The 24,668-nt window shown below is 56.5% G+C and carries 31 protein-coding genes; 23 read left to right on the top strand and 8 right to left on the bottom strand.

Annotation, left to right across the window (positions count from 1 at the left end):
- The first annotated feature begins 67 nt into the window (after positions 1–67).
- From Q5Y75_RS16470 to Q5Y75_RS16415, 12 genes are all read left to right on the top strand, one after another.
- The gene (locus Q5Y75_RS16470; RefSeq protein ID WP_306199433.1) at positions 68–676 is read left to right on the top strand and encodes a lytic transglycosylase domain-containing protein; all 609 of its coding nucleotides are present in this window, start codon (positions 68–70) and stop codon (positions 674–676) included.
- Positions 677–694: 18 nt separating this feature from the next.
- Positions 695–976: a TrbC/VirB2 family protein gene (locus Q5Y75_RS16465; RefSeq protein ID WP_306199430.1), complete on the top strand. Its 282-nt coding sequence runs from the start codon at positions 695–697 to the stop codon at positions 974–976.
- Positions 973–1,248, top strand: a complete 276-nt coding sequence (locus Q5Y75_RS16460; protein WP_306199429.1) for a VirB3 family type IV secretion system protein — start codon at positions 973–975, stop codon at positions 1,246–1,248. The genes Q5Y75_RS16465 and Q5Y75_RS16460 overlap by 4 nt, the downstream gene beginning before the upstream one ends.
- The gene (locus tag Q5Y75_RS16455) at positions 1,238–3,619 is read left to right on the top strand and encodes a VirB4 family type IV secretion/conjugal transfer ATPase (protein ID WP_371933277.1); all 2,382 of its coding nucleotides are present in this window, start codon (positions 1,238–1,240) and stop codon (positions 3,617–3,619) included. Before Q5Y75_RS16460 ends, Q5Y75_RS16455 begins: the two co-directional genes overlap by 11 nt.
- A gap of 172 nt (positions 3,620–3,791) precedes the next feature.
- Complete coding sequence (locus Q5Y75_RS16450; protein ID WP_306199425.1) at positions 3,792–4,898, top strand: lytic transglycosylase domain-containing protein; 1,107 nt, start codon at positions 3,792–3,794, stop codon at positions 4,896–4,898.
- Complete coding sequence (locus Q5Y75_RS16445; protein ID WP_306199422.1) at positions 4,895–5,668, top strand: type IV secretion system protein; 774 nt, start codon at positions 4,895–4,897, stop codon at positions 5,666–5,668. Before Q5Y75_RS16450 ends, Q5Y75_RS16445 begins: the two co-directional genes overlap by 4 nt.
- Positions 5,665–6,060 carry a hypothetical protein gene (locus tag Q5Y75_RS16440; protein ID WP_306199420.1) on the top strand — a complete coding sequence of 132 codons (396 nt, stop codon included), beginning with the start codon at positions 5,665–5,667 and terminating at the stop codon, positions 6,058–6,060. Before Q5Y75_RS16445 ends, Q5Y75_RS16440 begins: the two co-directional genes overlap by 4 nt.
- The gene (locus Q5Y75_RS16435) at positions 6,061–7,074 is read left to right on the top strand and encodes a TrbL/VirB6 family protein (RefSeq protein ID WP_306199418.1); all 1,014 of its coding nucleotides are present in this window, start codon (positions 6,061–6,063) and stop codon (positions 7,072–7,074) included. It abuts the gene before it with no gap.
- Positions 7,071–7,736: a VirB8 family type IV secretion system protein gene (locus tag Q5Y75_RS16430; protein WP_306199416.1), complete on the top strand. Its 666-nt coding sequence runs from the start codon at positions 7,071–7,073 to the stop codon at positions 7,734–7,736. The genes Q5Y75_RS16435 and Q5Y75_RS16430 overlap by 4 nt, the downstream gene beginning before the upstream one ends.
- A gap of 3 nt (positions 7,737–7,739) precedes the next feature.
- Positions 7,740–8,471 (top strand): TrbG/VirB9 family P-type conjugative transfer protein, encoded by a 732-nt coding sequence (locus Q5Y75_RS16425; RefSeq protein WP_306199414.1) that lies wholly within the window; start codon positions 7,740–7,742, stop codon positions 8,469–8,471.
- Between the two features lie 3 nt (positions 8,472–8,474).
- Complete coding sequence (locus Q5Y75_RS16420) at positions 8,475–9,896, top strand: TrbI/VirB10 family protein (protein ID WP_306199412.1); 1,422 nt, start codon at positions 8,475–8,477, stop codon at positions 9,894–9,896.
- Between the two features lie 21 nt (positions 9,897–9,917).
- A complete protein-coding gene (locus tag Q5Y75_RS16415; protein ID WP_306199410.1) occupies positions 9,918–10,970 on the top strand; it encodes an ATPase, T2SS/T4P/T4SS family in 1,053 nt (350 codons plus the stop codon).
- A gap of 103 nt (positions 10,971–11,073) precedes the next feature.
- Here Q5Y75_RS16415 and Q5Y75_RS16410 read toward each other — a convergent pair whose 3' ends face one another.
- Together Q5Y75_RS16410 and Q5Y75_RS16405 are read right to left on the bottom strand one after the other, a co-directional pair.
- On the bottom strand, positions 11,074–12,030 hold the full coding sequence (locus Q5Y75_RS16410) for a glutathione S-transferase C-terminal domain-containing protein (RefSeq protein WP_306199408.1): 957 nt from the start codon (positions 12,028–12,030) through the stop codon (positions 11,074–11,076).
- 76 nt (positions 12,031–12,106) lie between these two features.
- Positions 12,107–12,673, bottom strand: coding sequence for a hemerythrin domain-containing protein (locus Q5Y75_RS16405; RefSeq protein WP_306199406.1), 567 nt, complete (start codon positions 12,671–12,673; stop codon positions 12,107–12,109).
- Between the two features lie 491 nt (positions 12,674–13,164).
- On the opposite strand from Q5Y75_RS16405, the gene Q5Y75_RS16400 reads away from it, so the two are divergent.
- Positions 13,165–14,775, top strand: coding sequence for an arylsulfatase (locus Q5Y75_RS16400; RefSeq protein WP_306199404.1), 1,611 nt, complete (start codon positions 13,165–13,167; stop codon positions 14,773–14,775).
- Positions 14,776–14,915: 140 nt separating this feature from the next.
- Here Q5Y75_RS16400 and Q5Y75_RS16395 read toward each other — a convergent pair whose 3' ends face one another.
- Entirely contained in the window at positions 14,916–15,419 is a 504-nt protein-coding gene (locus Q5Y75_RS16395) for an Lrp/AsnC family transcriptional regulator (RefSeq protein ID WP_306199402.1), read from the bottom strand.
- 50 nt (positions 15,420–15,469) lie between these two features.
- Here Q5Y75_RS16395 and Q5Y75_RS16390 point away from each other — a divergent pair, with 50 nt between their 5' ends.
- From Q5Y75_RS16390 to Q5Y75_RS28530, 10 genes are all read left to right on the top strand, one after another.
- Positions 15,470–16,429 (top strand): EamA family transporter, encoded by a 960-nt coding sequence (locus Q5Y75_RS16390; RefSeq protein ID WP_306199400.1) that lies wholly within the window; start codon positions 15,470–15,472, stop codon positions 16,427–16,429.
- A gap of 185 nt (positions 16,430–16,614) precedes the next feature.
- Positions 16,615–16,878: an isochorismatase family protein gene (locus tag Q5Y75_RS16385; protein WP_306199398.1), complete on the top strand. Its 264-nt coding sequence runs from the start codon at positions 16,615–16,617 to the stop codon at positions 16,876–16,878.
- Positions 16,879–16,979: 101 nt separating this feature from the next.
- The gene (locus tag Q5Y75_RS16380) at positions 16,980–17,783 is read left to right on the top strand and encodes a PfkB family carbohydrate kinase (protein ID WP_306199396.1); all 804 of its coding nucleotides are present in this window, start codon (positions 16,980–16,982) and stop codon (positions 17,781–17,783) included.
- A gap of 3 nt (positions 17,784–17,786) precedes the next feature.
- Positions 17,787–18,854 carry a methylglyoxal synthase gene (locus Q5Y75_RS16375; RefSeq protein WP_306199394.1) on the top strand — a complete coding sequence of 356 codons (1,068 nt, stop codon included), beginning with the start codon at positions 17,787–17,789 and terminating at the stop codon, positions 18,852–18,854.
- 214 nt (positions 18,855–19,068) lie between these two features.
- Positions 19,069–19,407, top strand: a complete 339-nt coding sequence (locus Q5Y75_RS16370; RefSeq protein ID WP_306199392.1) for an ArsR/SmtB family transcription factor — start codon at positions 19,069–19,071, stop codon at positions 19,405–19,407.
- Entirely contained in the window at positions 19,400–19,891 is a 492-nt protein-coding gene (locus Q5Y75_RS16365) for an SRPBCC family protein (RefSeq protein WP_306199390.1), read from the top strand. The genes Q5Y75_RS16370 and Q5Y75_RS16365 overlap by 8 nt, the downstream gene beginning before the upstream one ends.
- A gap of 12 nt (positions 19,892–19,903) precedes the next feature.
- Complete coding sequence (locus Q5Y75_RS16360; protein WP_306199388.1) at positions 19,904–20,512, top strand: dihydrofolate reductase family protein; 609 nt, start codon at positions 19,904–19,906, stop codon at positions 20,510–20,512.
- A gap of 214 nt (positions 20,513–20,726) precedes the next feature.
- Positions 20,727–21,053: an ArsR/SmtB family transcription factor gene (locus Q5Y75_RS28535; protein ID WP_371933280.1), complete on the top strand. Its 327-nt coding sequence runs from the start codon at positions 20,727–20,729 to the stop codon at positions 21,051–21,053.
- The gene (locus tag Q5Y75_RS16355; RefSeq protein WP_306199387.1) at positions 21,043–21,510 is read left to right on the top strand and encodes an SRPBCC family protein; all 468 of its coding nucleotides are present in this window, start codon (positions 21,043–21,045) and stop codon (positions 21,508–21,510) included. Before Q5Y75_RS28535 ends, Q5Y75_RS16355 begins: the two co-directional genes overlap by 11 nt.
- The gene (locus tag Q5Y75_RS28530; RefSeq protein WP_371933276.1) at positions 21,503–21,898 is read left to right on the top strand and encodes a GFA family protein; all 396 of its coding nucleotides are present in this window, start codon (positions 21,503–21,505) and stop codon (positions 21,896–21,898) included. Before Q5Y75_RS16355 ends, Q5Y75_RS28530 begins: the two co-directional genes overlap by 8 nt.
- A 282-nt stretch (positions 21,899–22,180) precedes the next feature.
- Here the strand turns inward: Q5Y75_RS28530 and Q5Y75_RS16350 are convergent, their stop codons facing one another.
- The 5 genes from Q5Y75_RS16350 to Q5Y75_RS16330 are packed head-to-tail and all read right to left on the bottom strand — an operon-like array spanning position 22,181 to position 24,652.
- Positions 22,181–23,062: an alpha/beta fold hydrolase gene (locus Q5Y75_RS16350; RefSeq protein ID WP_306199385.1), complete on the bottom strand. Its 882-nt coding sequence runs from the start codon at positions 23,060–23,062 to the stop codon at positions 22,181–22,183.
- Between the two features lie 11 nt (positions 23,063–23,073).
- On the bottom strand, positions 23,074–23,784 hold the full coding sequence (locus Q5Y75_RS16345) for a TIM barrel protein (RefSeq protein ID WP_306199383.1): 711 nt from the start codon (positions 23,782–23,784) through the stop codon (positions 23,074–23,076).
- A gap of 12 nt (positions 23,785–23,796) precedes the next feature.
- The gene (locus Q5Y75_RS16340; RefSeq protein ID WP_306199381.1) at positions 23,797–23,955 is read right to left on the bottom strand and encodes a hypothetical protein; all 159 of its coding nucleotides are present in this window, start codon (positions 23,953–23,955) and stop codon (positions 23,797–23,799) included.
- Positions 23,956–23,975: 20 nt separating this feature from the next.
- On the bottom strand, positions 23,976–24,185 hold the full coding sequence (locus tag Q5Y75_RS16335; protein ID WP_306199379.1) for a putative antibiotic biosynthesis monooxygenase: 210 nt from the start codon (positions 24,183–24,185) through the stop codon (positions 23,976–23,978).
- The gene (locus Q5Y75_RS16330) at positions 24,182–24,652 is read right to left on the bottom strand and encodes a VOC family protein (RefSeq protein WP_306199377.1); all 471 of its coding nucleotides are present in this window, start codon (positions 24,650–24,652) and stop codon (positions 24,182–24,184) included. The genes Q5Y75_RS16335 and Q5Y75_RS16330 overlap by 4 nt, the downstream gene beginning before the upstream one ends.
- Positions 24,653–24,668: the final 16 nt, after the last annotated feature.

Below are 24,668 nucleotides of genomic sequence, written 5' to 3'. Positions count from 1 at the left end.
CGGCTGGAGCTATCACAAGCCTGCAAGGGACACACAGGCCCCATCCAGAAACCGAAACTTTGTTGCGATGGCACCCGCTGACGTCTTGGCGGCGATCCATGCAACGGCAGAGCGGCATGAAACCAACCGTGCTCTTGATGAGGCAGGTCTGAGCTCAACGGATTGGCGCGCCCTGTTCCGTGCAATGATCGAGGCCGAGAGCGCCTATCGCCCGAATGCGGTCAGTCCGAAGGGTGCCTTCGGGCTGGGCCAGCTCATGGCAGAAACCGCGCGCGAGCTTGGCGTTGACAGAACAGATGTCGCCCAGAACCTCGACGGATCGGCGCGATATCTTCTGGCGCAGCTTGCGACATTCAAGGATATCGACCTCGCCCTTGCCGCCTATAACGCGGGTCCTCATCGCATCGTGGAATATGGCGGTGTGCCACCCTTCTCAGAAACCCGGGGCTATATCACACGCGTGCACCAGATACGCGCCCGCCTCATGAACACGGCAGCTCAGCACCAAACCCGCAAGAAGGCGCACGCGGACACGCGCTCTGCGGTCGTATTTGAGCTGAACCCGTCCGGTTCACGGCGACCCGCTCACATCATTGACCAGACATCGCGATTGAAGGCTGCAAGGCACCTCGAACACCCAAAGGTTTTGAACGCAACAGAGGTGACCCGACCCTAACCAAAACGAGGGAGACCCATGCTCAGAAGACCCTCAAACTACCTGTCGCTCGCCATCGGGTTTTTCTCGTTGATAGCCTCCCCTGCCCTAGCCCAGGACCTGTCCCCGATCCAATCCATGCTTGAAACCGTCGAGGCCGCACTGACCGGGCCCATCGGTATTGCTGTGGCGACACTGGCCGTCATCGGCACCGGTTTCATGTGCATGATGGGCCGGCTGAACTGGGGCTGGTTTGCCTCCGTCGTGATCGGCATCGTGTTGATTTTCTCGGCGGGAACTATCGTGGCAGGCTTTACATGATGCGCTCTCCTCTTTTCCTCGGCCTTGCGCGCCCACCAAAATACCTCGGTCTTCCTGTTGGATATCTTGTCGCGCTGTCGCTGTGCATCGTGCTGCCCTTCATCTGGACGAAGTCGCTGATCTTTTTCCTCATCGGTGCGATAGCCTATCCGATCCTATGGTTTGTTGCCGACGAGGAGCCGCATTTCTTTGAGGTTCTGCGGGTGTCCTACGGCGCGGTGCGCGGCACCCGCAATCGGCTAATACATAGCGGAGACAGCTATGGCGCTTGATGGGCTGGGATATGCCAGGATGAGCGCAGCGCTCCGCGAAACCAGCGGCCCGGCCTTGGCACGTGAAAGTCATCTTGCCGAACATCTGCCCTTTGTCTCCTTTGTCAAACCCGACGTGATGGTTCTCCGCGAAGGCGATCTGATGGCCACGCTCCGCCTGAACGGACTTGCTGCGCTGACGACGCCGGATGGGGATCTCGACGCGATGAAACGGGCCGTCGCCGCCGTTATTGCCCAAACCGGCAACCTCTTCGGATTTTACATCCACCGCATCTTTGTTCCGCAGGATCTGGCACTCAGCCCCATCGAGGGCGATGGCTTCGCTGCGGAGGTCGATCGCCGCTGGCAGGCGCATGTTGCAAGCCTCGCGTGCAAGAAACCCCAACTCTATCTCAGCATTCTGCGACGCCCAGAGATCGGGGCCCGCGTTCCCCTGCTGCGGTCACTTGCCAAGCAGGTGTGGATGAAATCCCGCGCCGCGCGCACCCGCGAGCTTGACGAGGTGGCTGGGTTCTTCGAGACGGCCCTGGCCGCTGCCAAACCCGTGCGTCTGACCAACAGAAGTGGGGAATGGCTGGGCTATCTCGGTGCTTTGCTGACCGGTCGGTTTGCACCAATTGCCCGACCTCAAATGCTCCTGCCCGTCGCCTATGGGCTGGGATCCTGCCGGGCCACGTTTGACGGCAACACTGCACGCATAAACTGCGGCACAACAGGCCAGACGCGGTTCGGCGCGCTCTTCAGCATCAAAAGCTACCCCGCCCTGACGGATGTGTCGTTGTTTGATGATCTCGACCTGCCACTTGATATCGTGCTGACCAACTCCTTCTCTCCAATTCCAACCAACATCATGGCGGAACGCATTCAGAGGATCGTTCGTCAGATGCGGGCTGCGGATGACGCAGCTGTTTCCCTTCGGGAGCAACTTCTTGACGCAGCGGATGCTCAGGAAGCCGGGCGCATTGCCTTTGGCGATCATCATCTGTCCATCGCGGTTTACGCGCCCGACCCAGCAGCGCTGGAACATGCTGCCGCAGAGATCAAACGCCTTGGCCAGGAGATCATGGCCGTGATCGTGCGGGAAAACATGGCGCTCAAGGCGACCTATTTTGCGCAGGCGCCGGGGAACTTCGGATACCGTGCTCGCAAAACGCCCATCTCGACGATCAATTTTGCCGATTTCTCGGCCCTGCACGGATGTGTCGAAGGCCGCGCCGATGCTGACACGCCCTGGGGTGCGCGTCTGTGCGTTTTCCCGACTGCAGGCGCCTCAGGATACAGTCTCAACCTCCACGAACCGGGACCCCCGGATCGTGAACCCACGGTTGGTCACTCCCTTGTCTTGGGGCGCACGGGCAGCGGCAAAACCCTCACAGCAGCCTTTCTGGCGGCGCAAGCCCAACGCGTCGGAGCACGTTTGTTCTTTTTTGACAAGGATCACGGGCTGGAAATGGCCGTTCGCGCGCTTGGGGGTCGCTATAACACAATTTTGGCTGGTATCTCGACCGGCCTGAATCCGCTTCAGACCGAGACCGATGAACGCGGACGGGCATGGCTGGCGGATTGGCTTGCAACGCTCCTCTCCCGCGCCGGCGCTCTCTCGGGCGAGCAATCGCGCCAGATACAAAGTGCCGTGTCCCAAAACGCCGATGCCGGCCCCTCACTGCAACGCTTTGGGACATTCCAGACCCTGTTTCAATCGCTCGATGATGACGGGGAGTTGCAGGCGCGGGTAGGAGAATGGGCGCCTGGCGGACGGTTTGGCTGGGTGTTTGATGAGCCCGCAGGCAGCCAGGCCCTTGATCTGGAAGGTAGCATCATGGGCTTTGACATGACCGAAATCCTCGACATGTCTACCGAGCGCATGGCGGTGTTGTCTTACATCCTTCGGCGGATCGAGCAGATCGTTGAAGACCGCCGCCCGACCGTGATTGTACTGGATGAAGCCTGGAAGCTGCTCGATGATCCCTATTTTGCTACGCGCCTCGAGAATTGGCTCGTCACGCTGCGCAAGATGAACTGCGTCGTGATCATGATGACGCAGTATCCCAGCCAGCTGCGCGAGGCACGGGTTGGCAAAACCATCGTTGAGACCGTGCCCACGCAAATCCTTTTCCCAAATGATCGCGCAACACCAACCGATTACGACTTCCTGCGTGTCAACGAAAAAGAAGCCGCTCTCCTGACCCAACCCGCTGCCGGACAGCGCATTGCACTTGTGCGCTCTGCCGGTGACAGCGTGTTTGTGGATGTCGATCTGACCGCACTTGGCTCCCTGCTTCCCATCCTGGGTGGAGGCCGGGCGGGGGAAGCACAGGTTGGTGCCGATTGGCGCACGCGCCCGGAATTCTGGAGGCAGGTATGCGACTGATCGTCCTCGTCCTGCTCCTGTCTCTATCCGCTTGCGAAAAATACACCGATGCAACGTCACCCTGCTTTGGGACTAACGGTAAGCCAACCGTCTCGCGTGCCGGCACAGAAACTCTCGCCTTCGTGACATCCCCATCCAAGAACTGCATCTTCGAAGAGATAGGGCCAGCATCATGAAACCATTCGCCGGTGTCATTGCCTTTCTCACCTACTCCACCACTCTGGCGCAGGCACAAGGCGTGCCAACCCAGGACACTGCCGGGCTCGGCCAGCTCGTCGCGCGCCTTTCGAAACTGGGTGAAGATCTGACCGCACAGCGTGATCAGTTCGGGATCGGCACGTCCCTCTCCTCGGTGCAGGCCGATCAACTGCATATGTTGGAGAGGATGTCGGGGTCAGTGTCCGGCCCTGGCTTGGACATCCGTGCTCTGGAGGGAAATGCCGATTTCCCAGCTGGAGACCTCTACCCAACCACCTCCATTCATCCGATGGACAGCCGACTCTTCGGCGAGGGCCGGGACACTGTCGAGATGATGATCGTGCGGGTCGCTGGAGAATATGCCAATGCGCCCGGGGTCCGCCGGGCCGGCCTCTCCGCCACCCAATGGCGCTGCCTGTTCCAGGCGCTCATCAAACAGGAAAGCCGGTTCAGCGTGTCGGCCCAAAGCCCGGCCGGCGCCTATGGTCTCACGCAGCTCATGCCCGGAACTGCAGCCGATCTGGGCGTTGACCGCCATGAAGTGATGGACAATCTGCGTGGCGGCGCGCGCTACATCACAACCCAACTCAATAGCTTCGGCACCATCCCGCATGCGCTTGCCGCCTATAACGCTGGACCCGGTCGCGTGCAGCAATACGGCGGTGTCCCGCCCTTCGCAGAAACCCAAGGTTACGTCCGCAACATCTCCCGCTTCTACAACGAGTACCTTGCGGTCGTTGGCGGTGCGGAGGCGCTTGGCACACTCTCCCCGTCTGACATGGCGCTGGCTGAATACGGCAGCATTTCCGAGGCCAGTGTTTATTACGCCGCTGACAGCCACGCCACGAGCGACCAGATTATCAACCGGCTTGCCGCGATCATCCGGCAGATCGACGAAATGCCCGACATCAAACGAGCGATCGAGCTTAACACCTATGCCAGGGCCGAAATAGGCCGCCTTCTCAACCTGCGCATACGCTTGATGGCTGCCAACCATCAGCGCGTTGCAGCCCATGGCCGGCATCTGGCGGCGGACCGCCTTGCTGAGCGCGACTTCATGCAAATGGGAGTGATCAGATGAAAGGACCCGCCCTTGGTCTCGCTCTCGCCACCTTGATCTCCGGATTGTTTGCAGATCCGGCGAGGGCGCAGGGAGTTCCCACATTCGATAGCTCAAACCTACGGCAGTTGGTTCTGCAGCTCGAACACATGGCCGAGGATCTGAATGTCCAGCTGCAACAACTCGCCACCATGCGAGAGACACTCGAAACCCAATTGAGCCAACTCTTAAACCTCGAGGCCCAGCTGGCATCCCTGATTGACGGCAATGAGCTGGGCCAGCTTTTTGCAACGGTCAAGGAATTTGATCGGTTGCGGGGCAAACTGACCGCACCCCTTGCGACAGCCGAGGCACTGGCAAGCGGCGACTTCCTGAGCGGTTTCAAACCGGGCGCTGAACTGGATGCGGCGGTTGAGCGTGTCCTGTCAGGCAGTGGCTTCACGCAGGACCGCCTGACCTCCCTGGCGTCGAGCACTGAGCCTGCGGATAATCGCATCGCCACCCGCGCTGGCTCCAGCGCCATGCTCTCGGTTGCGGCTCAGGACAGCCATACCGAGGCCGGAGAAAGCCTGAAGCGTCTGGAGACAATGGTTGGTCTCATTGATGACCAGGAGGGTCTGAAGGCCGCCGTTGATCTCAACACTCGCGTAACCGCGGAACTGGGAATCATCCTGACACAGATCTGGCGGCTGGAGGCAGCCGCGGGTGTCAATGGTGGGCAGCTCGGCATTGTTGATGCCGCCACGCTCGCCGAAGAACGCAAATTCCGCTCCATGGAGGTGCCGAAATGACCCGTTTGGTGACAGCCTTGCTGACAGCCATGGCGATCTTGAACTTGCCGCATGCCCTCGCAGCCCAATCATCGCAAGAAAACTTCGAGACGATGGTGCAGCCGAGCGGGGACCTGAGTGAGTGTAAAGCGCCAAAGCCGCCGAAGGACTTGGATTCTTTCGCCTATGTCAGAAACGGGTTCAGGGAGATTATGCGCATCGAAGCATACGCCTCAGCGATTGAAGCCAAAAGCTGCGATTGTCCGTTTGCCGAAATCGACTGGCATCAAATAGTGGAGATCTCTGAGAAGTTCGTTACGTCGGACAATCCCAAATTGCCATTCGATGTAATCGATCTAAGAAGCCGCGCCGACCAGCTTGAAATCAACTTTGCAGCGATCTGCGAGGGCTAGATGGGGATCATCACGGACATCCTCGAGCAAGTTGACGGAGCGATAGACTCTGTGGCTGAGGCTGGCTTCATCGAAGCCGCCAGCCAGGTCGGGGATGTCCTGAGTGTAGGGACGGCGCTTCTACTTGTCTTCCTCGGAATGAATGTAGTGATGCAGCTAAGACCGATGACATTCGGTAGTGCTTTTGCATTCGGCATTAAAATCGCTCTCATTGGAATTTTTGCTCAGAGTTGGGAAAACTTTGAAATCGTTTACCAAATTGTATCAGACGTACCTGAAGCCATCGGTTCACGAGTTTTGGCACTAACAGCCACGGGCGACGAAGCCGGGATTTACGAAAGCCTCGACAGCATGGTGAACCGGATCACCGCATATGGCGACGCCATCGGGGACCGTGCTGGTTGGGTCTTTGGGGCAGTGCTTGGCGCCATCTTCTTTGTCCTGTCTGCCATCTTTGCCGCCGTCACCGCCGGGATCATCGCCTATGCTCGTATCGTCTTCACCCTGATGATCGTGATCGCACCCTTCATGATCCTGACTTCGCTGTTCAAGCCGACCCAATCGCTGTTTGAAGCCTGGACGCGCGCGACAATCGGGTATGCCTTGATACCCGTCGCTGCGGCAGGTGCGGCCGGGATCATCGTGGCCATTGCCGAAAGCATCGGCGATGCCTCTGCCGATCCGGACAGTGTCGAAACCGTCAGTCTTATCCTGCCCTTCCTCGTGATCCTGCTTCTCTCCGCCGGCGTTATGGCCGCCGTTCCCGCAATCGCATCAAATCTGACCGGGGTCATGGGTATCGCCTCAAACGCCATTGGACTGACCGGCATGGCACGTCGTGGTGTGATAAACACAAGCGAGTATGGCGCAGGCGGCGCCGGCCGCGTCCTGACTGGGCGCACACCTTACGAGTTGCGCCGCGATGTCAGTGGTGCTGCCACCGGGAGCAACCAATTGATCCGGCGCACCCCAGCACAAACTCTCGCGCTCATCAAATCCTTCCGCAAGTCATGACACAGGGCCAGTTCGATCAAGACGCCTTCGAGGCAGACTTCATCTTCGGTCCCCGTCGCCGAGAGCGCTTTGCCTATTTCGTGGCCGCCGCCGGGGTCATCACCGGGCTGACCGGCCTCATTGGTGCCGTGAGCCTGTTGCCGCTCAAGACGATCGAAACCTTCGTGGTCGTCGTGGACAAGGAAACGGGCGAAATGGACCGGGTCGCGGCGGTCGAAGCGCTCAGCCTTGATGAGAGCGACGCGATTATCCAGGCCAACCTTGTTGCCTATGTTGATGATCGGGAAACCTACGATCTGACAGACGGAGAACAGCGGATCAATTCCGTGCTGCAGCGCTCCGATGAAGATGCCGCGCGCACATTGCGCGACCTTTGGTCCTCAACCAACCCCGACTACCCGATCACGATTTACGGCCGCGATGCCAAGATCGACGTGGTGATCCGGTCGGTCAATCAGATCGAACCCGGCGTGGCCCAGGTGCGCTTCACCAAAACCCTTCGAAAACCCCGAGATGAGCGAACTGTCACACGGCCTTATGTCGCCACCCTTGGATACACCTTTCAACCGGACACCCGCCAGAGGCTGCAACAGGTCTGGGCAAACCCGCTGGGATTTGTCGTGAAATCCTACCGCGTCGATGCCGAAACGCTGGAGAACTGAGTGATGTTGTTGCGCGCCGCCCTGCCCGTTCTTCTTGTCGCACTCCTGTCGGGCCCCGCCCTTTCTGAAATAACACCGCAAGGTGGGCACAAAGACGTTCGGATCCGTTACGCGGTCTATGACAATAACCAGGTCTTCCGGATCGAGACCGATCTGCGCCATTCCACCACAATCCAATTTGGTGCGGGTGAACGGTTCGAGGCCGTGATCGTGGGAGATACGGAGAGCTTTCAGGTCGACCCCATCCCGGAGCTTGGCAATATTCTGACCATCAAACCTCACGTCCAGAACGCCTCAACCAACATGACAGTCATCACCAACCGCCGCAGCTATGCGTTCCATCTGCGCGAGGGCTCCATTCCGGGCCGCACCGGCATGTTCTTCGAGGTCCGGTTTCGCTATCCGGGCGAGGCACAACGAAGTCGCGCGGCAAGTGCGCAGCCCAAAGGCTATGTGGTCCCGCCCAACACCAAATACAAACTCTCAGGCAAAGGCGATTTCCGGCCCATGAGCGTCTATGACGACGGCAGATTTACTTATTTCACCTTCCCCGAACGCGGACGGCAACCGGCGATCTTCAAGGCAGATCATCGTGGTCGCGAACGCACCGTCAACTGGACACAGGAGGGCAATACGGTCCGGGTGACTGGGACCAGCGACTACTGGACGCTTCGACTCGGGGAAGACGCGCTCTGCATCTACCACGACAGCTCCGCCATACCAGTGAGGAACTGAGAAATGTCGCAAGATCCGGATCTCCAGAAGCGACTTGATACGTTCAGCGGGTCCGGTCGCTCCCGGCGGCGGAAAGGATTTAGCGTCACGGCCCTTGCGCTTGGTCTGGGTGTTCTCGGAGCCGGGGTTGCTTATGTTCTGGCCACAGACTGGGGTGGCGATCCGGATCAACTCGAAACCTCCGATGTCGAACCGTTTCAGAATGACCGCATTCGAATGGGCGGACGATTGGAGTTTCCTGCAGACGAGACCGATCAACGCGTCAATGAGGCCTTGATAGCTGTGGAAGAGGCGCTTGAGGTCCCTGCCCCCGCGACACCTGCAGTGACGCCAAGCGCCGAAGTACTGGCCGAGTTGGCAGAATTGCGCGAGGCGCTTGCGGCGGCACAGGCAGAACGAAATGCCGAAATTCAATCTGCTGTCAGCGATCTTCGCAGCGCATTCGCTGATCAAACCAAAGGCCTCGAGAAGGCCGTCGCCGAACGCGATGCAAAACTCACGGCACTCGAGCGCGAAAACGCAACTCGCCTCAATTCCCTTCAAAGCCAGCTGGAGGCAGAACGTGCACAGCGCGAAGCGCTTGAGGCGGATCGTGCCAGCGATGCGCTCATCCGGGATCAACAGCTACTTGAAGAGCGTCGAAGGCAGGAAGAGGCGCAAAAGCGCCGTGAGGCAGAGCAGCAAGCAGCAGAGTTGCTGTCCGCACAGATCCAGTCCCCGGCGGTGATCTACTCCACGGGGGCCACCGCGCGTACTTCCGGTGCCCGTGGCCAAGCAGTTAGTACTACGAACGCGGAGTTGCCCCTCAACGAAAACGAAACCTACCTCCGCCGCGCTGCACGGCCCCTCGAGGTCAATGAGGCCGCCCGCATGGAACATCCTGATCGCACCCTCACCCAGGGTTCGGTCATTCAGGCCGCCCTGCAAACAGCGATTAACAGTGATCTGCCCGGCAGTGTCATCGCCGTCGTGGCAGAACCAGTCTATGCGTTTTCCGGAAATCAGGTTTTGATCCCGCGCGGTGCGCGGCTCTTCGGCCAATACCGATCCGGCGTCGAGGTCAACCAGAAGCGCATCCTGGTGCTGTGGACCCGTATTCTCACGCCAGATGGCACATCGATGCAGATCGCCTCAGTCGGGGGCGACCAGCTTGGCCGATCAGGGCTGACAGGGCTTGTCGATACCAAATTCGATGAGCGCTTTGGCGGCGCGGCCCTGATATCGATCATCGGAGCGGCCCCGGCGGTTGCGGCCAATCAGATCGAAGATGATCTCGCCCGCGATGTGGCCCGCGAAATCACCGGAGATCTGGAAGACGCCACAAGCTCGGTGATTGCTGACCAGATCTCGATTGCACCAACAATCTATGTCGACCAGGGCGCGATGGTCACCGTACTCGTGGACAGAGATGTGGTGGTCTATTGACCCCGGAATGGGACTGCTTCGATGAACAAGGCGTTCGACACAGACTCCCCTGAGCTCAAGCAAGACATTCCGAGGCTTGACCCACTTGAGCCCAAGTCTCCCGTGGCCACCCTGCCCGCCTCCTATCTCGAGCAATATCTCGAACCCTTTCGCGACCTGATCGAGTGCGCCGATATCGTGGAACTCGCGATCAATCCCGATGGCCAGGTCTGGATCGAACGCCAGGGTGCAAGCACCATGGAACAGACTGGACAGAATATCGCAGGGCCTGCCGCCGCCAACCTGGCCGCAACACTCGTTGGAGATGCGCGCGCCAAGATGTCCGAGAAATCTCCCCTGGTGTCCGGAAAGATCGAATACCGCGATCGGCCCTTGCGCATCCAGGTGGTCGTGCCGCCAGCTGTCGAGCGCGGCGCGGCGATCTCAATCAGGCTGTTTGGCATGGGGGAGCAAACCACCTATGAACCTGAGTACCTCTTTGGTGAACCTGTCTCATTGGATGACAAACGCCAGTCAAAGCTCGCCGAAATCCAGGACCTGGCAAAGACCAACTTGTCCGGGGCCCTAGAGATATTGGTCCAGAACCGGCTAAATCTTTTGATCAGTGGCGGCACCTCAACCGGGAAAACAACCTTCGCGCGCCATCTGCTCAAATCTGTCCACGACAATGAACGCCTCATCACAATAGAAGATGCATTCGAGCTGTTTCCCAACCAGCCAAACAGTGTCTGCCTCCTTGCTGAGAGAACACCCAATACAACCCGCTCAGCTAACGCGCTCTTGCAGGCAGGTTTACGCATGCGGCCGGATCGCATTGTCGTTGGCGAGCTGCGCGGTCCCGAGGCCCTGACCTATCTCGAAGCCATCAATACCGGCCACGGAGGGTCGGTTACAACGATCCACGCCGAAACGGCAGGACGCGCCGTGGATCGTCTCGCATTGATGGTACTGCAAGCCGGAACGCCGCTCACCTTTGGTGAGGTTCAGACCTACATTCGAAAGTCCATCGACATCATCGTTCAGCTTGGGCGCGTGGAAGGCAGGCGCGGCATCGCAGAGGTTTTGGTGGTTTGAATAGGAACGGCGTTCGGCTGAGGCGCAAAAAAGTGCCTAATTGTTCCATCTAGAACAGGTCAGGATTCGAAATCGTGATTGCCGAATGCGACCTCGACGACGGCTACAGCGCTGCGAGATCAGGGTGAAGATAGGCCTCAGGATAGGGCATTGGCTTGAAGGGCCCACTTGGAACAACGCCATTCCAACTGCGCCCAAAGTATCCCTGGCGGCAATGGACAAGGGACCCGGCATTCGCAACGCCTGGCAACGCGTATACACGGCAAAGCCACCGCCACAAGTTTGGGTAATCCAGGATCCTTGCACCATTGAGCTTCATCCGCATGTTGTAGACTGGATCGTGACGATAGAGCGTTGGGAACAGGCGCAGATCCGCCTCTGAAAAGTGAACGCCCAACAAGAAGGGTCTGCCATCTGAGAGGAGCTTCTCTAGCTGTTCGAGTGTCTCGAAGTAGGCGTCAAACGCTGCTTCATAAATCCTTTGATCCGACGAGAACCCGGCTTTGTACGCGCCGTTGTTGATCGTCCGGTAGATCAGGTCATTCAGATCGTACAAGTGCTGTCGCAGCATGTCGTCGTCTGGGTAAAGCCTAACGCGCTCTGCTGTAGGGATGGTGCTGCCAAGGGCATCTGCTGCGACATCCAACATTCGGATAATATCGGCGCTTTCGTTGTTCACGATGCGACCTGCGATCTTGTCATAAAGGATCGGAAGGGATTGCTCTTCAGAGTCATCGGCACGGTAGATCTCTTTGGCAAGGCGCAGTCCTCTGCCAGTGCCAGTCTCGACGGTGCACTCCGGCAAGGTCGCACCAGTGAGTGACGCAACCCGGTCGGGGGCAAATTCCCATAGGTTCGGCCCCTCCGGATCGTCATCGCCGGTGCGGTTTAGAAAAGCCACATCCATCGTGACGCTGTTTTGCAGGCCCAACACACTGCGCGCCAACGTGACTCTGTGACACCAAGGGCAATTCAGCGCCACGAACAGGTGATAGCGGCCGGGTTCTGCCGGAAACTCCTCCTCACCGATGGCATGGCGAAAGCCGCTGACGCCGCGCACGAATTCACCCCGTGCGCGGCGCTCTTTGATGGCAGCTTAGTCTTCTTCAGTGGATGTGTCGGTCATGACGTCAGCATCATCCTCTGAGCCGGTGATGCAAGATGATTGGCACGACCAATTCTTCCTCATCGCTGAGATGCCGTTTCAGGAACGCTTCAATCATTCTGCTTGTCGCATGGACCTGTCCGGTTTCATCAAAGGCCTGGGCCTCATCCAAGGCAGATAGTTTGATCACACGATTGGCTGTCCGGGTGAAGTCGGCCAGCACCTTATCCAGAGCACAGTGGTCCTGTTCCAGAAGTTCAAGCCCGACATCAAAGCGCGGGTCCGCAGCTGATAGTTCAGGGAAATAACTGTGATCTTCCCATCCGTGATGACCATGTAGGTTCCCAACCAGATTGCCGCCATAGTAAGACAGCCGACCTGCATAGTCGTCCAACCCCATTTCGTTGTTCAACACCCCTTCCGTATCCAGTCGAATACGTTCCGCCACACGACGAAACATCTGATGGGCGCCGAGCCAATGCCTGGTTTTTTCTTTGAAGCCCGGATGGGCATCCCAGCTGTCGCGGGGGTACTTTTCCAAGAGAAACCGCATCTCTTTCGGCATGTCGTCTTGGCGGATCGTGTTTGTATCGAGCATCGGTTGTCTCCTTTCGGGGCATAGGTGGGAGCCCGGATCAGCCCTCACCAGTAGCGCAAGGCGCACAGTGACTATGCGTCAGCGAACCCCTGCAAAGTGGGCGCCACTCCGATCAGAAATCTCGCGTTTCCAGTTTGAGATGTCGCGTTGGATGAATCCGGGCATGCTGTCATGGCTAACTGCGCGGGCGAGGACCTGCATCAGTTCAACGCCGGAGCCGAGGTATCGTGCGGGCTTGCGGACAACGTTCTCTGCACCGTGCACCAGAGGTTGTTCGCAGCCCTAAGCCGCCGCCGACCATCATCTTGCAATGCCTGATCCGTTGTACAATGGCCGAGTTTGCTGTGGATGCGCCAATGCTCGCTCTTGAAACCCTTGAGCCGATGGCGGTCGTTAGGAGCCTCCCTTGACCCGCAATGACTGGGTCATTTTGGGACAAAATCTTCGTCGATAGTGAGGTACGCTCATAGGTGTAGCAATGGAGCCTTCGCATGCCGACGGGAAAACGACCGAATGTGATACTGATCTTGGCTGATGATCTGGGTTTTGCAGATTTGGGTGCAACCGGATCGGAAATCCGGACCCCGAACATCGATGGCCTTGCAAGAGATGGCGTCCTGCTTTCGGCGATGTATAACTGCGCCCGGTGTTGTCCCACGCGGGCCTCTCTTTTGACCGGCTTGTACCCGCACAACGCGGGCGTGGGTCATATGGGAGCCAATTTGGGAACGCCCGCATACCAGGGGTTCTTACGCAATGACAGCGCCACAATAGCGGAACACTTACAGGCAGGTGGTTATCGGACTCTGATGTCAGGCAAATGGCATGTCGCCGGAGATTTCATGGCGCGCGAAGTTGATAGCTGGCGGGTTGGAGATGTTGAACATCCGACGCCGCGACAGCGCGGATTTGATCGCTTTTACGGAATCGTTGATGGCGTCACCCACTTCTTCTCGCCGCATTACATGCTCGAAGACGACAGCCGTGTCATGACATTCCCGGATGACTTCTATTTCACAGATGCGATCACGGACAAAGCAATTGCTATGATCGAGGAAACACCCGACGACCAGCCCTTTTTCCTTTATCTCGCGCATACCGCACCGCATTGGCCCCTGCATGCCCATCCCGAGGACATCGCGCGTTATGACGCGGTGTATTCAAAAGGCTGGGACGCAACCCGCACCGCACGACATGAAACCATGAACAGCATGAACCTGTTTCAAAGAAACTGGGAAATTTCTCCGCGTGACGCGGGCGTTCATCCCTGGGAAGCCGAACACAACACGGACTGGGAGGCACGAAAAATGGCCACCTATGCTGCGATGGTAGACCGGATGGATCAGTCTATCGGCCGACTCATCGCTGCGCTAAAGCGTTTGGGGCAGTTTGAAAACACCTTGATCATGTTCCTGTCCGACAATGGCGGCTGCGCTGAATTCATGGCCGAAGACGGATGGGCAAAGTTCTTCCCGGATACGACAAATGACGGCCGTCAGATCGAAATGGGAAATCGCCCCGATGTTATGCCGGGTGATGCCCAGACTTATCAGAGCTACGATAAACCATGGGCAAATGTCTCGAATGCACCGTTTCGGTTGTTCAAGCATTACGTCCATGAGGGCGGCATCTCGACACCACTCATAGCGCATTGGCCCAATGGCTTCGCGCCGGGTGCAAATGCGCATGCGGCTTGCCACGTCGTTGATATTCTGCCGACTATCTTGGAGGCAACCGGAAGCCAGTACCAAGGCGAGGTTGGCGGGCATGAAATTCAGCCGATGCAAGGGCAGTCATTGATGGATCTGTTTCGCGGCAAGGATTGGTCGCGCGAAGAACCTATCTTTTTCGAGCATGAGGGCAATGCGGCGGTCCGGCTTGGTCAGTTCAAACTGGTCAAACAGCATGGGCAGGACTGGGAGCTCTATGACATCGAGGCGGATCGCACCGAATTGACTGATTTGAGAGGCCGTAACTCCAAATTGGAAGTGGACTTGATCGGTCAATACAACAACTGGGCAAAAAAGACGGATGTCTTAGACTGGGAGATAGCTCTTCCCAGGCTGCTTGAAGCGTGGAAAATTGAAACCGCAGAGGGATAGTTAACTTCACCCACGGCTCAGAACCGTCGATCTCAGCACTCCAACTAAGTGACTGATCGCAGCCCTAACCGGACCTTGAAGCGCAGACTCCCAATAGACTGACTGATTAGGAGTTCTGCCTCAATAAGCTCATTCGAAGATCAAAACTCCACCAAACGCTCTGCGACCGGTGACGATTGCACGATGGACGAATTGGTTGCTCCAAAGGGCACTATGCGGTCGATGACAGCCTCCATCTCCGCAACGTCCCGGACGTGTGCTCGCGCAACAAAACAGTCCTCGCCGGACACCCGGTCACAGGCAACAATCTGGGGCGTCTCACGGATCGCTTCGATCATGTTGTTCATTTCGCCCGGCAGCGGCCTTGCCCGGATCAGGATCGTCAGGCGATAGCCAAGCCGGGCGGGGTCGATCCGCGCACCGTATCCGGTGATGATACCGACGTCTTCCAGTCGCCGCACACGATCCGCGACGCTCGGGGCGGAAAGTCCGACGCGGCGTGAGAGTTCGGCACGAGCAATGCGGGCATCTGCGCAAAGCTCGCGAAGAATCGCAGCATCAATGCTATCGAGACCCGCCACTTCGGATCGAAGGCTTTCTATAGAAATATCCTTCTTTCCGCCACCAATACCAGTTCTGGACATACCCGATCTCCATATCAAGAGCTCATTATACCTTGCATCATGTGCGCATCATGGATCAATCCCCCGTTAAACCCACCCACGCCGAGGCATCTGGCGCCATGTCACGATTGTCCAACGTCTTTCCTCCTCACGCATGGTTCAGCGTGTCCGCCGTTTTCCACTATCTCGGACCTGCATTCGCGGTTTTGCTCTTTCCGGTCGTAGGGGTCCTTGGAGTCGCCTGGTTTCGCATTGCCTCGGCAGCACTGATCTTTGCGCCTCTTACGAAACCTTGGCGGACATTCAAAAACTCAACGCACCGAGAGCGCCTGCTTCTTATCGCCCTTGGAGCATGTCTTGCGGCTATGAATACCGCCTTCTATCTAGCCCTCGACCGGCTGCCAATATCGTTGGTAGCTGCTATCGAGTTCGTCGGAACCATCGGGATAGCACTGTGGGGATTGCGTACCAGACACAACTATCTTGCATTCGTGCTCGCTGTTTTCGGGGTGGCCTTGTTAATAGACGTACCGTCGCTTCTTTCGGCGGAGGGCTGTGCACTGAGCTCTGATCTTCTTGGCCTCTTTTGGGCCGTGCTCAACGGTGTGCTGTTTGTTCTTTACATCATTCTTGGCCACAAAATTTCTGAGAGTGGCGCGTCAGGCGGGGTGGAACGGCTGGGGGCAGCGATGACAGCGGCGTTCATTTTCGTCATGCCCATTGGGTTTTTGCGGGCTCTCGAAGCCTTTGATGCGCCTCTTTTGGTGTTGGCTGGCATCGGTGTCGGCATATGTTCGTCCGTCGTTCCGTATGTCTGCGATCAACTCGCCATGGCACGATTGCCTCGCGCGAGTTTTGCACTCCTGCTGGCTCTACTGCCAGCAACGGCGACAGTAATCGGTGTATTGGTTCTCCGGCAGATACCGAGCGCTATCGACGTCCTTGGCGTTGTGCTGGTGATGATCGGCGTGGCAGTCCACAAGCCTGCGCCATTGGTGACACCGGTGTTCGAGCAAGGCGATCCAGAGTAAGCGGTCGCTGTTCAACTAAATCAATAAATGAAGTCAAGTCATTTGTTCGGTGTGGAGCAATTGCTACAATCGCTTCATTGGAGTCGTCGCCAATATGACACCTAAAACTTGTGAAGGACTATGATCTGCCAAGCAAAGTTTGCGAAGATCTATTGACCTGCAAACACCTCGGAACCTCGAATTGATTGGGAGAGAGTCAAAAACGAGCATCGTTGGCTTGGCTGATCGCGCGAAGCGTTGACACAGTTATCGTTGCAGGATGCACGACGTCGGGTTGCGTAAGGGCGACCCTCGTCGATTCAATGAGCTACAACTTTAAGACAATCGTCGCTTCTGATTGCGTCGGTGACCGAGCGTTGGCACCTCACAATGCTAATTTGTTCGACATGGAACAGAAGAATGCAGACCTGATGACAGAGAACGAGATTTCGGAGCTCCTGTTGAGTTAAGTCATTTAGTTCTGGAAGCGCTGCTCGATGCCGTTTCTTCGTGTCAAAACCGCAAGGCTGGCACGGCGAAAATCGCAGCGGGACCTTATGGAGAGATTACGTTGTCGCGCATCTTGATCCTTTCGAGTTACGTCACAATTGGTCACGTTGGCCTGTCGGCAGGCCAGCCCGTGTGCCAAAAACTGGGCATCAATGTCACGGCTGTTCCAACCGTGGTTCTTTCGAACCACCCCGGTTGGCCCAATGTTGCACAAGTGCCAATCGAAGCTGAACAGATACTCAGAATGACGGAAGCGCTTTGCGCCAACGGTTGGTTGGCTGATCATTCGGCAGTTCTCGTTGGCTACATGCCGAGTTCCCGGCATGTTGATGCGGCCGTCGACCTCGTCAATCGCGCCAAAGCGGAAGCAAGCCACTTACGAGTTGTCATCGATCCCATTCTGGGCGACCACCCCAATGGCCTTTACGTTTCTGCGGAAGTTGGCACAGCCGTGCGCGACAAGCTACTACCGCTGGCCGATGTAACCACACCCAACCTTTTTGAACTCGAATGGCTTTCAGGACGGAAATGCCAGAGTATTGATGATGCAGTAAAGGCCGCAAAAACCCTGGGCATCGACAAGATCTACGTTACATCAACGCCATGGGGGCCGAATGAAACTGGCATCTTGTCCCTGGATGGGCCAAATGTATCACATTATCAAACACGCCATTTTCCGGATGTTCCACATGGTACAGGTGACGTATTCGCCGCAATGATTGCCGCGGATTTGACAGTTGGTCAGGCGTTGGGTCATGTCTTGGCTCTGGTACGATCTTCGCAAGGACGGCCTCATCTGGAAATCGTGGAAGCCACCGAGAATTGGTTATCCGCACCCGAAGTCGCAGCATCAAAACGGGAGTAAGTCATGGCATTCAACTTCATACTGATGCTGACCGAGAATGACCTTACCATTCCAGATGCCTCAGCCCGGCTAGAAGACGCGCTAGAAGCCGGAGCACGCCACATTGGTTTCAAAGATGTGGGTTTGCCATTCGAGGATCTGCACAGTTTGGCGAAATCCATTCGGACTGCTGGTGGTCGGTCATACCTCGAAGTAGTCAGTCTGGATAAAGAAAGCGAAATTGCTTCGGCGCGCGCGGCGGTTGATTTGAATGTTGATTGCCTGTTAGGCGGCACACGGGCTGCTGAGGTTACGGAAATCACTCGAGATCACCCGCTTCGTTACTTTCCATTTCCGGGTCGGATAACCGGGCATCCCAGCGTATTAGAGGGCTCAGTTGGCGACATTGTGGCGTCGGCTCGAAGACTGGCCGATCTGGAGTATGTTCACGGGTTGGATTTGCTGGCCTACCGTTTTTCCGGCGACGTCCCCGCGCTTATGCGGCAGGTGGCGCAAGCAGTGAGCAAGCCAATAGTGGTCGCCGGCAGCATCGACAGCGAAGATCGCATACGCACGGTCGCGGAATCCGGCGCGCAAGCCTTTACGGTCGGCACGGCTGCATTCTCGGGCGCTTTTCAATCAGGCGCGAGCTTCATTGACCAAATCAGATCCCTTTTGGCAATTACCGCCGATGCTCAGGCACTTTCCAGCGCACCAAGGAAATTAGCGCTGGTTGCACATAATGACCGTAAGTCCCATTTGCGCGCCTGGGTGCTAAGACATCGGAAGGCCTTGGCTGGGCACAACTTGATTTGCACTGGCGGGACCGGCGCCCTTGTGATGGACACGTGCCCGGAATTGAACGTACGGCGGTTACAACGCGGTTCCAAAGGTGGCGACCAACAACTTGGGGCACTTGTCGCAACCGGAGAGCTGGATGCAGTGATCTTCTTGGCTGACCCAACAGCGCCCCACGGCAGTGACGTTGACCTCCAGGCCCTTACAAGACTCGCAATAATGCACGACATTCCAATGGCGCTGAGCGGATCTGCCGCCGATTTGATTATAGCGGCCTTTCTTCCACCTGATTGAACGTCTCAAGGTTCACTTGAGGTGTAGCGTTCGATTTCTGAGTTGGTTTTCCCCTGGCTATCTGGTCGCAATACTTTAGCGATGCGACCGTGGCCGCTTCTGCGCGGAAAGCCGAACAATCTGTTGGATTGGCAGGTCCAAAAAAGCAATGGTGGGTTTTTCGAACTTAATTAAACCAATTGATTAATTAACCATTTAGTATAATAATACTGCCATGATTGGCGATGAACAACTTGATGCTGCCTTCTCCGCATTGGCCCACCCAACGAGGCGCGCGATTCTGGCACGTTTGGTGCAAGGCTCAGCCACGGTGAATGAACTGGCAGAGCCGTTCGATGCGACGTTGCCCGCGATTTCAAGACACATCCGGGTGCTCGAAGCCGCCGGCTTGGTCACACGTGGAAGGGAAGCCCAGTTCCGACCCTGTGCCTTGGACACAAAGCCTTTGGAGGCGGTTGCAAGCTGGACTGACCAAAACCGCTTCATCTGGGAGGCTCGCTTCGATGCCATGGACAGAATTCTGAATGGAATGAAGGGAACGCCCGATGAATGAGGAATACAAATGGGTGAAGAACGAGCGCGAGTTTGATTCCCCGATTGAGACTATATGGGACATGTGGACTGAACCGGCTCTGTTTCGTGCTTGGTACGGACCACGCGGCATGTCCGTTCCGGTAGCAGAAATGGATGTTGTTGTTGGCGGTACGCGTAAAGTCTGTTTGGAAATGACCGCAGCCGAACGACCCATGAAAATGTGGTTCACCGGCGTGTACAAGGAAGTCACCCGGCCAAATCGCCTCGTTTATACCGAGAGTTTGTGTGACGAGGACGGCACCCTAATCACACCTCAGGCGATGGGTATGCCCGAAGACTTTCCTGACATAACGGAAATCATCGTCGAACTCTCGGAAGTGAACGGGAAGACTGTGATGACAATGGTCCATATCGGCGTCGAAGAAGGCACGGCTGGTGCCGGTGGCTGGAACCAGGCCTTTGATAAGCTTGGCGAGCATCTTGCTTCCATGCACGGCGACTGACGGGCGGACCACATGCGACAGCTTGCCGTTCTGACATTCGTGACGCTCGATGGGGTGATGCAATCCCCAAGCATGCCGGAAGAAGACCCGTCTGGTGGGTTTGAACATGGTGGTTGGGCCGCGCCGTATTGGGAAGGCGTGATGGACCAAGTCGAGCGTCACGCCATGTCTGATCCTTATGATATGGTTTTCGGCCGCAAGGCCTATGACCTCTTTGCAGGCCATTGGCCAAACGCGCCGAAGTCCGCACTTTCCGACCGTATCAATAAGGCTCGAAAATACGTTGTGACCTCACAACCTAGCAGTTTGCACTGGCAGAATGCGCGCCCGATCAACGGTAACATCGCAGAGGAAATATCGACTTTAAAGGCACAGGATGGACCTCTGTTGCAGGTGCATGGCAGCTCCCGCCTGATACAAGCCCTTCTTGCCCATAGGCTTATAGATGAGTTCCGCTTGTGGGTCTTCCCGGTGGTTGTCGGCGGCGGCAAGCGTCTTTTTGAGAACGGCAGCCCGCCATGCCAACTGAAGCTGATCAGATTTGAGCACTGCGGAAATGGTGTAACGATGCAATTCTATCGGCCGGAAAGTGATGCCTCACTGCCGGCACAGCAGCCGTGATTGTAGATACTCAACCACAGCACTGTACATTGAGCGCAATTGGCTCTTCTTCTCGTAATCGGGAATTCACGAACCAGCTTCAAGACGCCCGAGCTGCGCGGGAAGCCTGCTTTGGCATGATTGGATTGCCCCACTGCTTTCAATCTCAAGCGGCCGCTTGACAAGTATCTCAAATGCTTTAGATTTACCTAAACTATTTAGGTATCTTCAAATCATGTCTTATGCTAATGTTGCTTTCTCGGCACTAGCTCACCCCGTCAGACGGCAGATGTTGGATCGGCTTCTAGGTGGCCCAACCACAGTGAACCAGTTGGGATCGGATCATAAGCTCTCACCGGGCGCGATTTCTCAACATCTAAAAGTGCTTGAGCAGGCACACATGATCCGTAGGACGTTAAAAGGTCGACAACATCACATCGAGTTGGACGAGAGGGGATTTCAACCTGCGTTATCATGGGCTGAAAAATACGCTGCCTATTGGGGGGAAAACCTTGAATCGTTGGGTGCGTTTCTAGCTCGCGAGAAGACTGATGAACCGTGAGGCTGTATCTGACGTTAATGAAGTGAGCGTTTCAGCCTGGTATGCTGTAGACGTCCATCAGGCATTTTGCGCGTGGACCGAACCCTCGAAAATCGAGCAATGGTTCGGCCCCAAAGGTTTTCGGGCTGAGGTGCTCGAAATGGATGTCAGGGCCGGCGGAAATTGGCGATTCAAGATGATCTCGCAGTCTGGCGAAGCCTCGCATCACCGGGGTCACTATCGATCAGTCGAACCTGACAAGTTCCTCTCCTTCACTTGGGAAAGTGAAGAGGAAAAAGACCTGACCGAAGGGCGCGAGACGCTTGTAAGTGTCCAGTTTACCCCTGAGCACGGAGGGGTTCGGGTGACGTTGGTGCACAGAAAATTACCCACACGCCAAGCCAAGCAAGCCCTAGAGTTTGGATGGTCGAGCGGGCTTGAAAAACTGAAACGGCAATTTGGGGGGCAAGATGACTGACATAATCAACGGAGGCTGTGCCTGCGGTGCGGTAAGATATGAATGTCGCGCAAAGATCGAGTTTTCGTTCAATTGCCATTGCAGGAAGTGTCAGCGGGCCACAGGCGGTGGCCATTCTTCTGCGTTCGCGATCCCCAAGGTTGAGTTCAAAGTCTCAGGTATCATTAGGGAATTCGCTTCTCCGAGCGACAATGGCGCGATCACCTACGCGGGGTTTTGCCCGGAGTGCGGTTCGCCATTAACCAGTCGAACCGAGAGATTTCCTGAACGCATATACGTTCATGCGGCTACTTTAGACGACCCTTCCAAATTTTGTCCGGCGTTCGTTGTATATGGTGAAATGGCGCAGCCTTGGGACGCACCCCACGAACACCTGTCGGGTGCTTAGCGCCAGGCTGCACAACTCGCACATTATTTCGCTAGCCTTCAACCAAACACTGACAATTGGGGAACTGGCCAGGCTTGGCACTAGGGCTTACGCCCGTCGTTCGCTTCAACGCGTAGCATCGGCAGCTGGCAGCCCAAAGCGGTCATTAGGACCCATACTTTGCTTTTCACTAGAGGCGGGCAAACCAGCAATTGAACGAATGACAGCTTCGACGAAAGTCCCGTAAATAGGCCTTCAACAGGCTGCTTTCCCAATGGTATCGCCGAGTTTTGAAAGCCAACCTCACATTGTTTCTGGGGTCTCCGAAATGGCATTGAGGAAGTCGTCTGGCGCTTCGACCTGAGGCCAATGACTGACATTTTTTATTTGCAATAGCTGAGCGCTTGGAAGGAGGTCGACCAAGGCCTCTGAGGCAACCATTGGAACAATGCCATCCCTATCGCCGTGAATGATGAGCACGGGTTGATGGAGCTGCGCTAAACGCTCAGGTGTAAAGGCATCTTCGCCCGCCGCCAGAGACCGCGATATCGCTTCGATAGCGCCATTCGCATTTGCCGTACGATGTTCATGCAAAAGCTGCCGAACTGTTGCTCCGTCGGTTGGAGGTGAGGCATAGACACGGCCCAGATATGCGCGCATGTCGTTTTCTGATTGCGGGGCAGCGCCTGTTGCAAGCATTTCTGCGCTCATGCCATCCGGAAGCCCTTGAACGAAGGCCGGCGCGGCGAGTACGAGCCGTTCAATGCGATTGGGTTTCTGTTCCGCAGCCAGCAATGCGATCCAGCCACCCATGGAGTTGCCAGTCAAAGTCGCGTTTTCAATGTCCAATGCGTCAAGCAACGCGAACAGCTGATCAACATAGGTCTGCCCACGATAGCTGATGTCAGGTTTCGCAGAACGTCCAAAACCTAGCAAATCAAGCGCAATCACCCGGTGTGACTTTGAGAGCGGACCAACTACTTCGCGCCATCGGCTGAGATCTGCACCCAGCACGTGGATGAGTACAAGTACCTCGCCAGTGCCTTGGTCTGTGTAGGCAACTTCGTACCCACCAATCGTTCTGGTTTCGATTTGCAACATGGTTTCTGCTCCTGCAACGAGTGTGCTTCCAAGTGCGAGCGCAACTGCCGCGCTCGCCGCAACTAGGGAATGCTTAATGGTCATGTCTGCCCCCTTCATGCGTGCGCAGGATCAATCGCGCGCATGGCATCGATGACGGACTGCTCGCCCTCCATGCCCGCCACGGAGTTGTCGAACTCCATACCGATGATCCCGTCGAAGCCCTTTTCGGCAATCTTTCGCATGATCGGGCGGTAGTTGATTTCCCCAACACCTGGCCCAACACGGCCAGGATTGTCGGCAATCTGGAAGTACCCAATCTCATCCCAGGCAAGTTCCAGGTTCTCGATGAGGTCTCCGCCATGGATCTGCTGATGCCAAAAGTCGTAAAGCATTTTGACGCTCGGCATACCGACGGCTCTTGAGATCAGGTAAGCATGGCCAATCTCGGTCAGGAATGCGCCTTCCCAGCCTTTATGATTGATCGGCTCAACGGCGAGGATGATGCCTTCTTTTTCCGCCACATCGCCTGCCCATTTCAGATTCTCAATCATATTGGCTGTCTGGTAGTCACGTTGCAGCGACCCGTGCGCGGTTCCGGAGAGGGTTGTGACGAATTTTGCACCGACACGGCGTGCCACTTCTGCTGTATCCCGGACTTCCTGCATCAGGCGCTCCCGCTCCTGCAAATCCGGCAGGACAAAAGTGGGTTCGTTGTATTTCATTGTGTTGACGATGACGCCCATTTCCAAACCGAGGCGTTCGAGTTCCCTTCCGACACGCTGTTGCACGTTTACATCTCGGATCTTCATCCAATTGTCTTCCATGGCTGTGAAGCCCTAGTCGGCCATGAATTTGATCTGATCGACTGGATCATCGCCTGCGTGGTGGCGGAACATGCCCGCGTCCGGCGACAACAGCCCAAGATGGGGTGCAAACTTCATCGAGAACGTGGTCGTCGACGGGGTTACGGGGTTGGTTTGGGTCTGATCTAGCATTTTGAGGTCCTTTCTTTCGTTCAGTGTTCAAGCCAGTTTTTCAGGCGTGATTTTGCAAATGGCATGGCCACGTAGACCATCGCCGGCACCATCAATGCAGTCAGGATGAGGGTGCGAAGCGGTGTGGCGAGATCGCTGACAAAGGGCTCCAACCCGGTCAGAAGAAGCGTGATCATCGGGTAGACGACGGCCCAGGTCAGCAATGCCAGCTTGTGAATGTTCTGGGTCATTTGTCGTGTTCTCCCTCCAATTCTAACAGCGGCGTCAGGAACTCTATGAAGTTGCCATTGTTGTCCTGAATGAAGATCAGTCGCCGACCGGCATCAGGGAAACTTGTCGGAGGAACCACCATTTCAACGCCCCGCTCAGTTAGGATTGAAGCAACACCGTCGACATCCGGCGTTAGAAACGCGAGGTGGCCAATTCCACGGTCAGCAAGCGCTTCGCTAAGGTCCCTGGGCGTCTTGCGAACCTGGAAAACGTCCGGTGTTTCGACAACTTCGATCAGGAAGTCACCACGCTTAAGGTAGGCCAGCTTGATGCCTGGAAGGTCCGGCACCGTCCATTCGTGGTGAATGTCGAAATCGAGCTTGTTGACATACCAGGATATCGTCTCGGCGTAGTCGCCCGTGGAGATCATCACATGCTCCATGGTGAGCTTCCCTAGGTTGGTTTTGCTTTGTGCTGATGCGGTCATTTTTTTGCTCCTTTAT

This window comes from Ruegeria discodermiae, assembly GCF_030758345.1.
In the GTDB taxonomy this organism is placed as follows: Bacteria; Pseudomonadota; Alphaproteobacteria; order Rhodobacterales; family Rhodobacteraceae; genus Ruegeria_C.
This window is presented reverse-complemented; position numbering and strand designations above follow the sequence as displayed.

Coding starts and splice junctions, on each gene's coding strand:
- Q5Y75_RS16440 (WP_306199420.1), top strand. CDS start 5,665: ATGACCCGTTTGGTGACAGCCTTGCTGACAGCCATGGCGATCTTGAAC.
- Q5Y75_RS16360 (WP_306199388.1), top strand. CDS start 19,904: ATGCGACAGCTTGCCGTTCTGACATTCGTGACGCTCGATGGGGTGATG.
- Q5Y75_RS16435 (WP_306199418.1), top strand. CDS start 6,061: ATGGGGATCATCACGGACATCCTCGAGCAAGTTGACGGAGCGATAGAC.
- Q5Y75_RS16420 (WP_306199412.1), top strand. CDS start 8,475: ATGTCGCAAGATCCGGATCTCCAGAAGCGACTTGATACGTTCAGCGGG.
- Q5Y75_RS16425 (WP_306199414.1), top strand. CDS start 7,740: ATGTTGTTGCGCGCCGCCCTGCCCGTTCTTCTTGTCGCACTCCTGTCG.
- Q5Y75_RS28530 (WP_371933276.1), top strand. CDS start 21,503: ATGACTGACATAATCAACGGAGGCTGTGCCTGCGGTGCGGTAAGATAT.
- Q5Y75_RS16430 (WP_306199416.1), top strand. CDS start 7,071: ATGACACAGGGCCAGTTCGATCAAGACGCCTTCGAGGCAGACTTCATC.
- Q5Y75_RS16405 (WP_306199406.1), bottom strand. CDS start 12,673: ATGCTCGATACAAACACGATCCGCCAAGACGACATGCCGAAAGAGATG.
- Q5Y75_RS16390 (WP_306199400.1), top strand. CDS start 15,470: ATGGATCAATCCCCCGTTAAACCCACCCACGCCGAGGCATCTGGCGCC.
- Q5Y75_RS28535 (WP_371933280.1), top strand. CDS start 20,727: ATGTCTTATGCTAATGTTGCTTTCTCGGCACTAGCTCACCCCGTCAGA.
- Q5Y75_RS16450 (WP_306199425.1), top strand. CDS start 3,792: ATGAAACCATTCGCCGGTGTCATTGCCTTTCTCACCTACTCCACCACT.
- Q5Y75_RS16330 (WP_306199377.1), bottom strand. CDS start 24,652: ATGACCGCATCAGCACAAAGCAAAACCAACCTAGGGAAGCTCACCATG.
- Q5Y75_RS16395 (WP_306199402.1), bottom strand. CDS start 15,419: ATGTCCAGAACTGGTATTGGTGGCGGAAAGAAGGATATTTCTATAGAA.
- Q5Y75_RS16340 (WP_306199381.1), bottom strand. CDS start 23,955: ATGCTAGATCAGACCCAAACCAACCCCGTAACCCCGTCGACGACCACG.
- Q5Y75_RS16365 (WP_306199390.1), top strand. CDS start 19,400: ATGAATGAGGAATACAAATGGGTGAAGAACGAGCGCGAGTTTGATTCC.
- Q5Y75_RS16370 (WP_306199392.1), top strand. CDS start 19,069: ATGATTGGCGATGAACAACTTGATGCTGCCTTCTCCGCATTGGCCCAC.
- Q5Y75_RS16345 (WP_306199383.1), bottom strand. CDS start 23,784: ATGGAAGACAATTGGATGAAGATCCGAGATGTAAACGTGCAACAGCGT.
- Q5Y75_RS16460 (WP_306199429.1), top strand. CDS start 973: ATGATGCGCTCTCCTCTTTTCCTCGGCCTTGCGCGCCCACCAAAATAC.
- Q5Y75_RS16470 (WP_306199433.1), top strand. CDS start 68: ATGGCACCCGCTGACGTCTTGGCGGCGATCCATGCAACGGCAGAGCGG.
- Q5Y75_RS16400 (WP_306199404.1), top strand. CDS start 13,165: ATGCCGACGGGAAAACGACCGAATGTGATACTGATCTTGGCTGATGAT.
- Q5Y75_RS16375 (WP_306199394.1), top strand. CDS start 17,787: ATGGCATTCAACTTCATACTGATGCTGACCGAGAATGACCTTACCATT.
- Q5Y75_RS16335 (WP_306199379.1), bottom strand. CDS start 24,185: ATGACCCAGAACATTCACAAGCTGGCATTGCTGACCTGGGCCGTCGTC.
- Q5Y75_RS16350 (WP_306199385.1), bottom strand. CDS start 23,062: ATGACCATTAAGCATTCCCTAGTTGCGGCGAGCGCGGCAGTTGCGCTC.
- Q5Y75_RS16355 (WP_306199387.1), top strand. CDS start 21,043: ATGAACCGTGAGGCTGTATCTGACGTTAATGAAGTGAGCGTTTCAGCC.
- Q5Y75_RS16455 (WP_371933277.1), top strand. CDS start 1,238: ATGGCGCTTGATGGGCTGGGATATGCCAGGATGAGCGCAGCGCTCCGC.
- Q5Y75_RS16465 (WP_306199430.1), top strand. CDS start 695: ATGCTCAGAAGACCCTCAAACTACCTGTCGCTCGCCATCGGGTTTTTC.
- Q5Y75_RS16415 (WP_306199410.1), top strand. CDS start 9,918: ATGAACAAGGCGTTCGACACAGACTCCCCTGAGCTCAAGCAAGACATT.
- Q5Y75_RS16445 (WP_306199422.1), top strand. CDS start 4,895: ATGAAAGGACCCGCCCTTGGTCTCGCTCTCGCCACCTTGATCTCCGGA.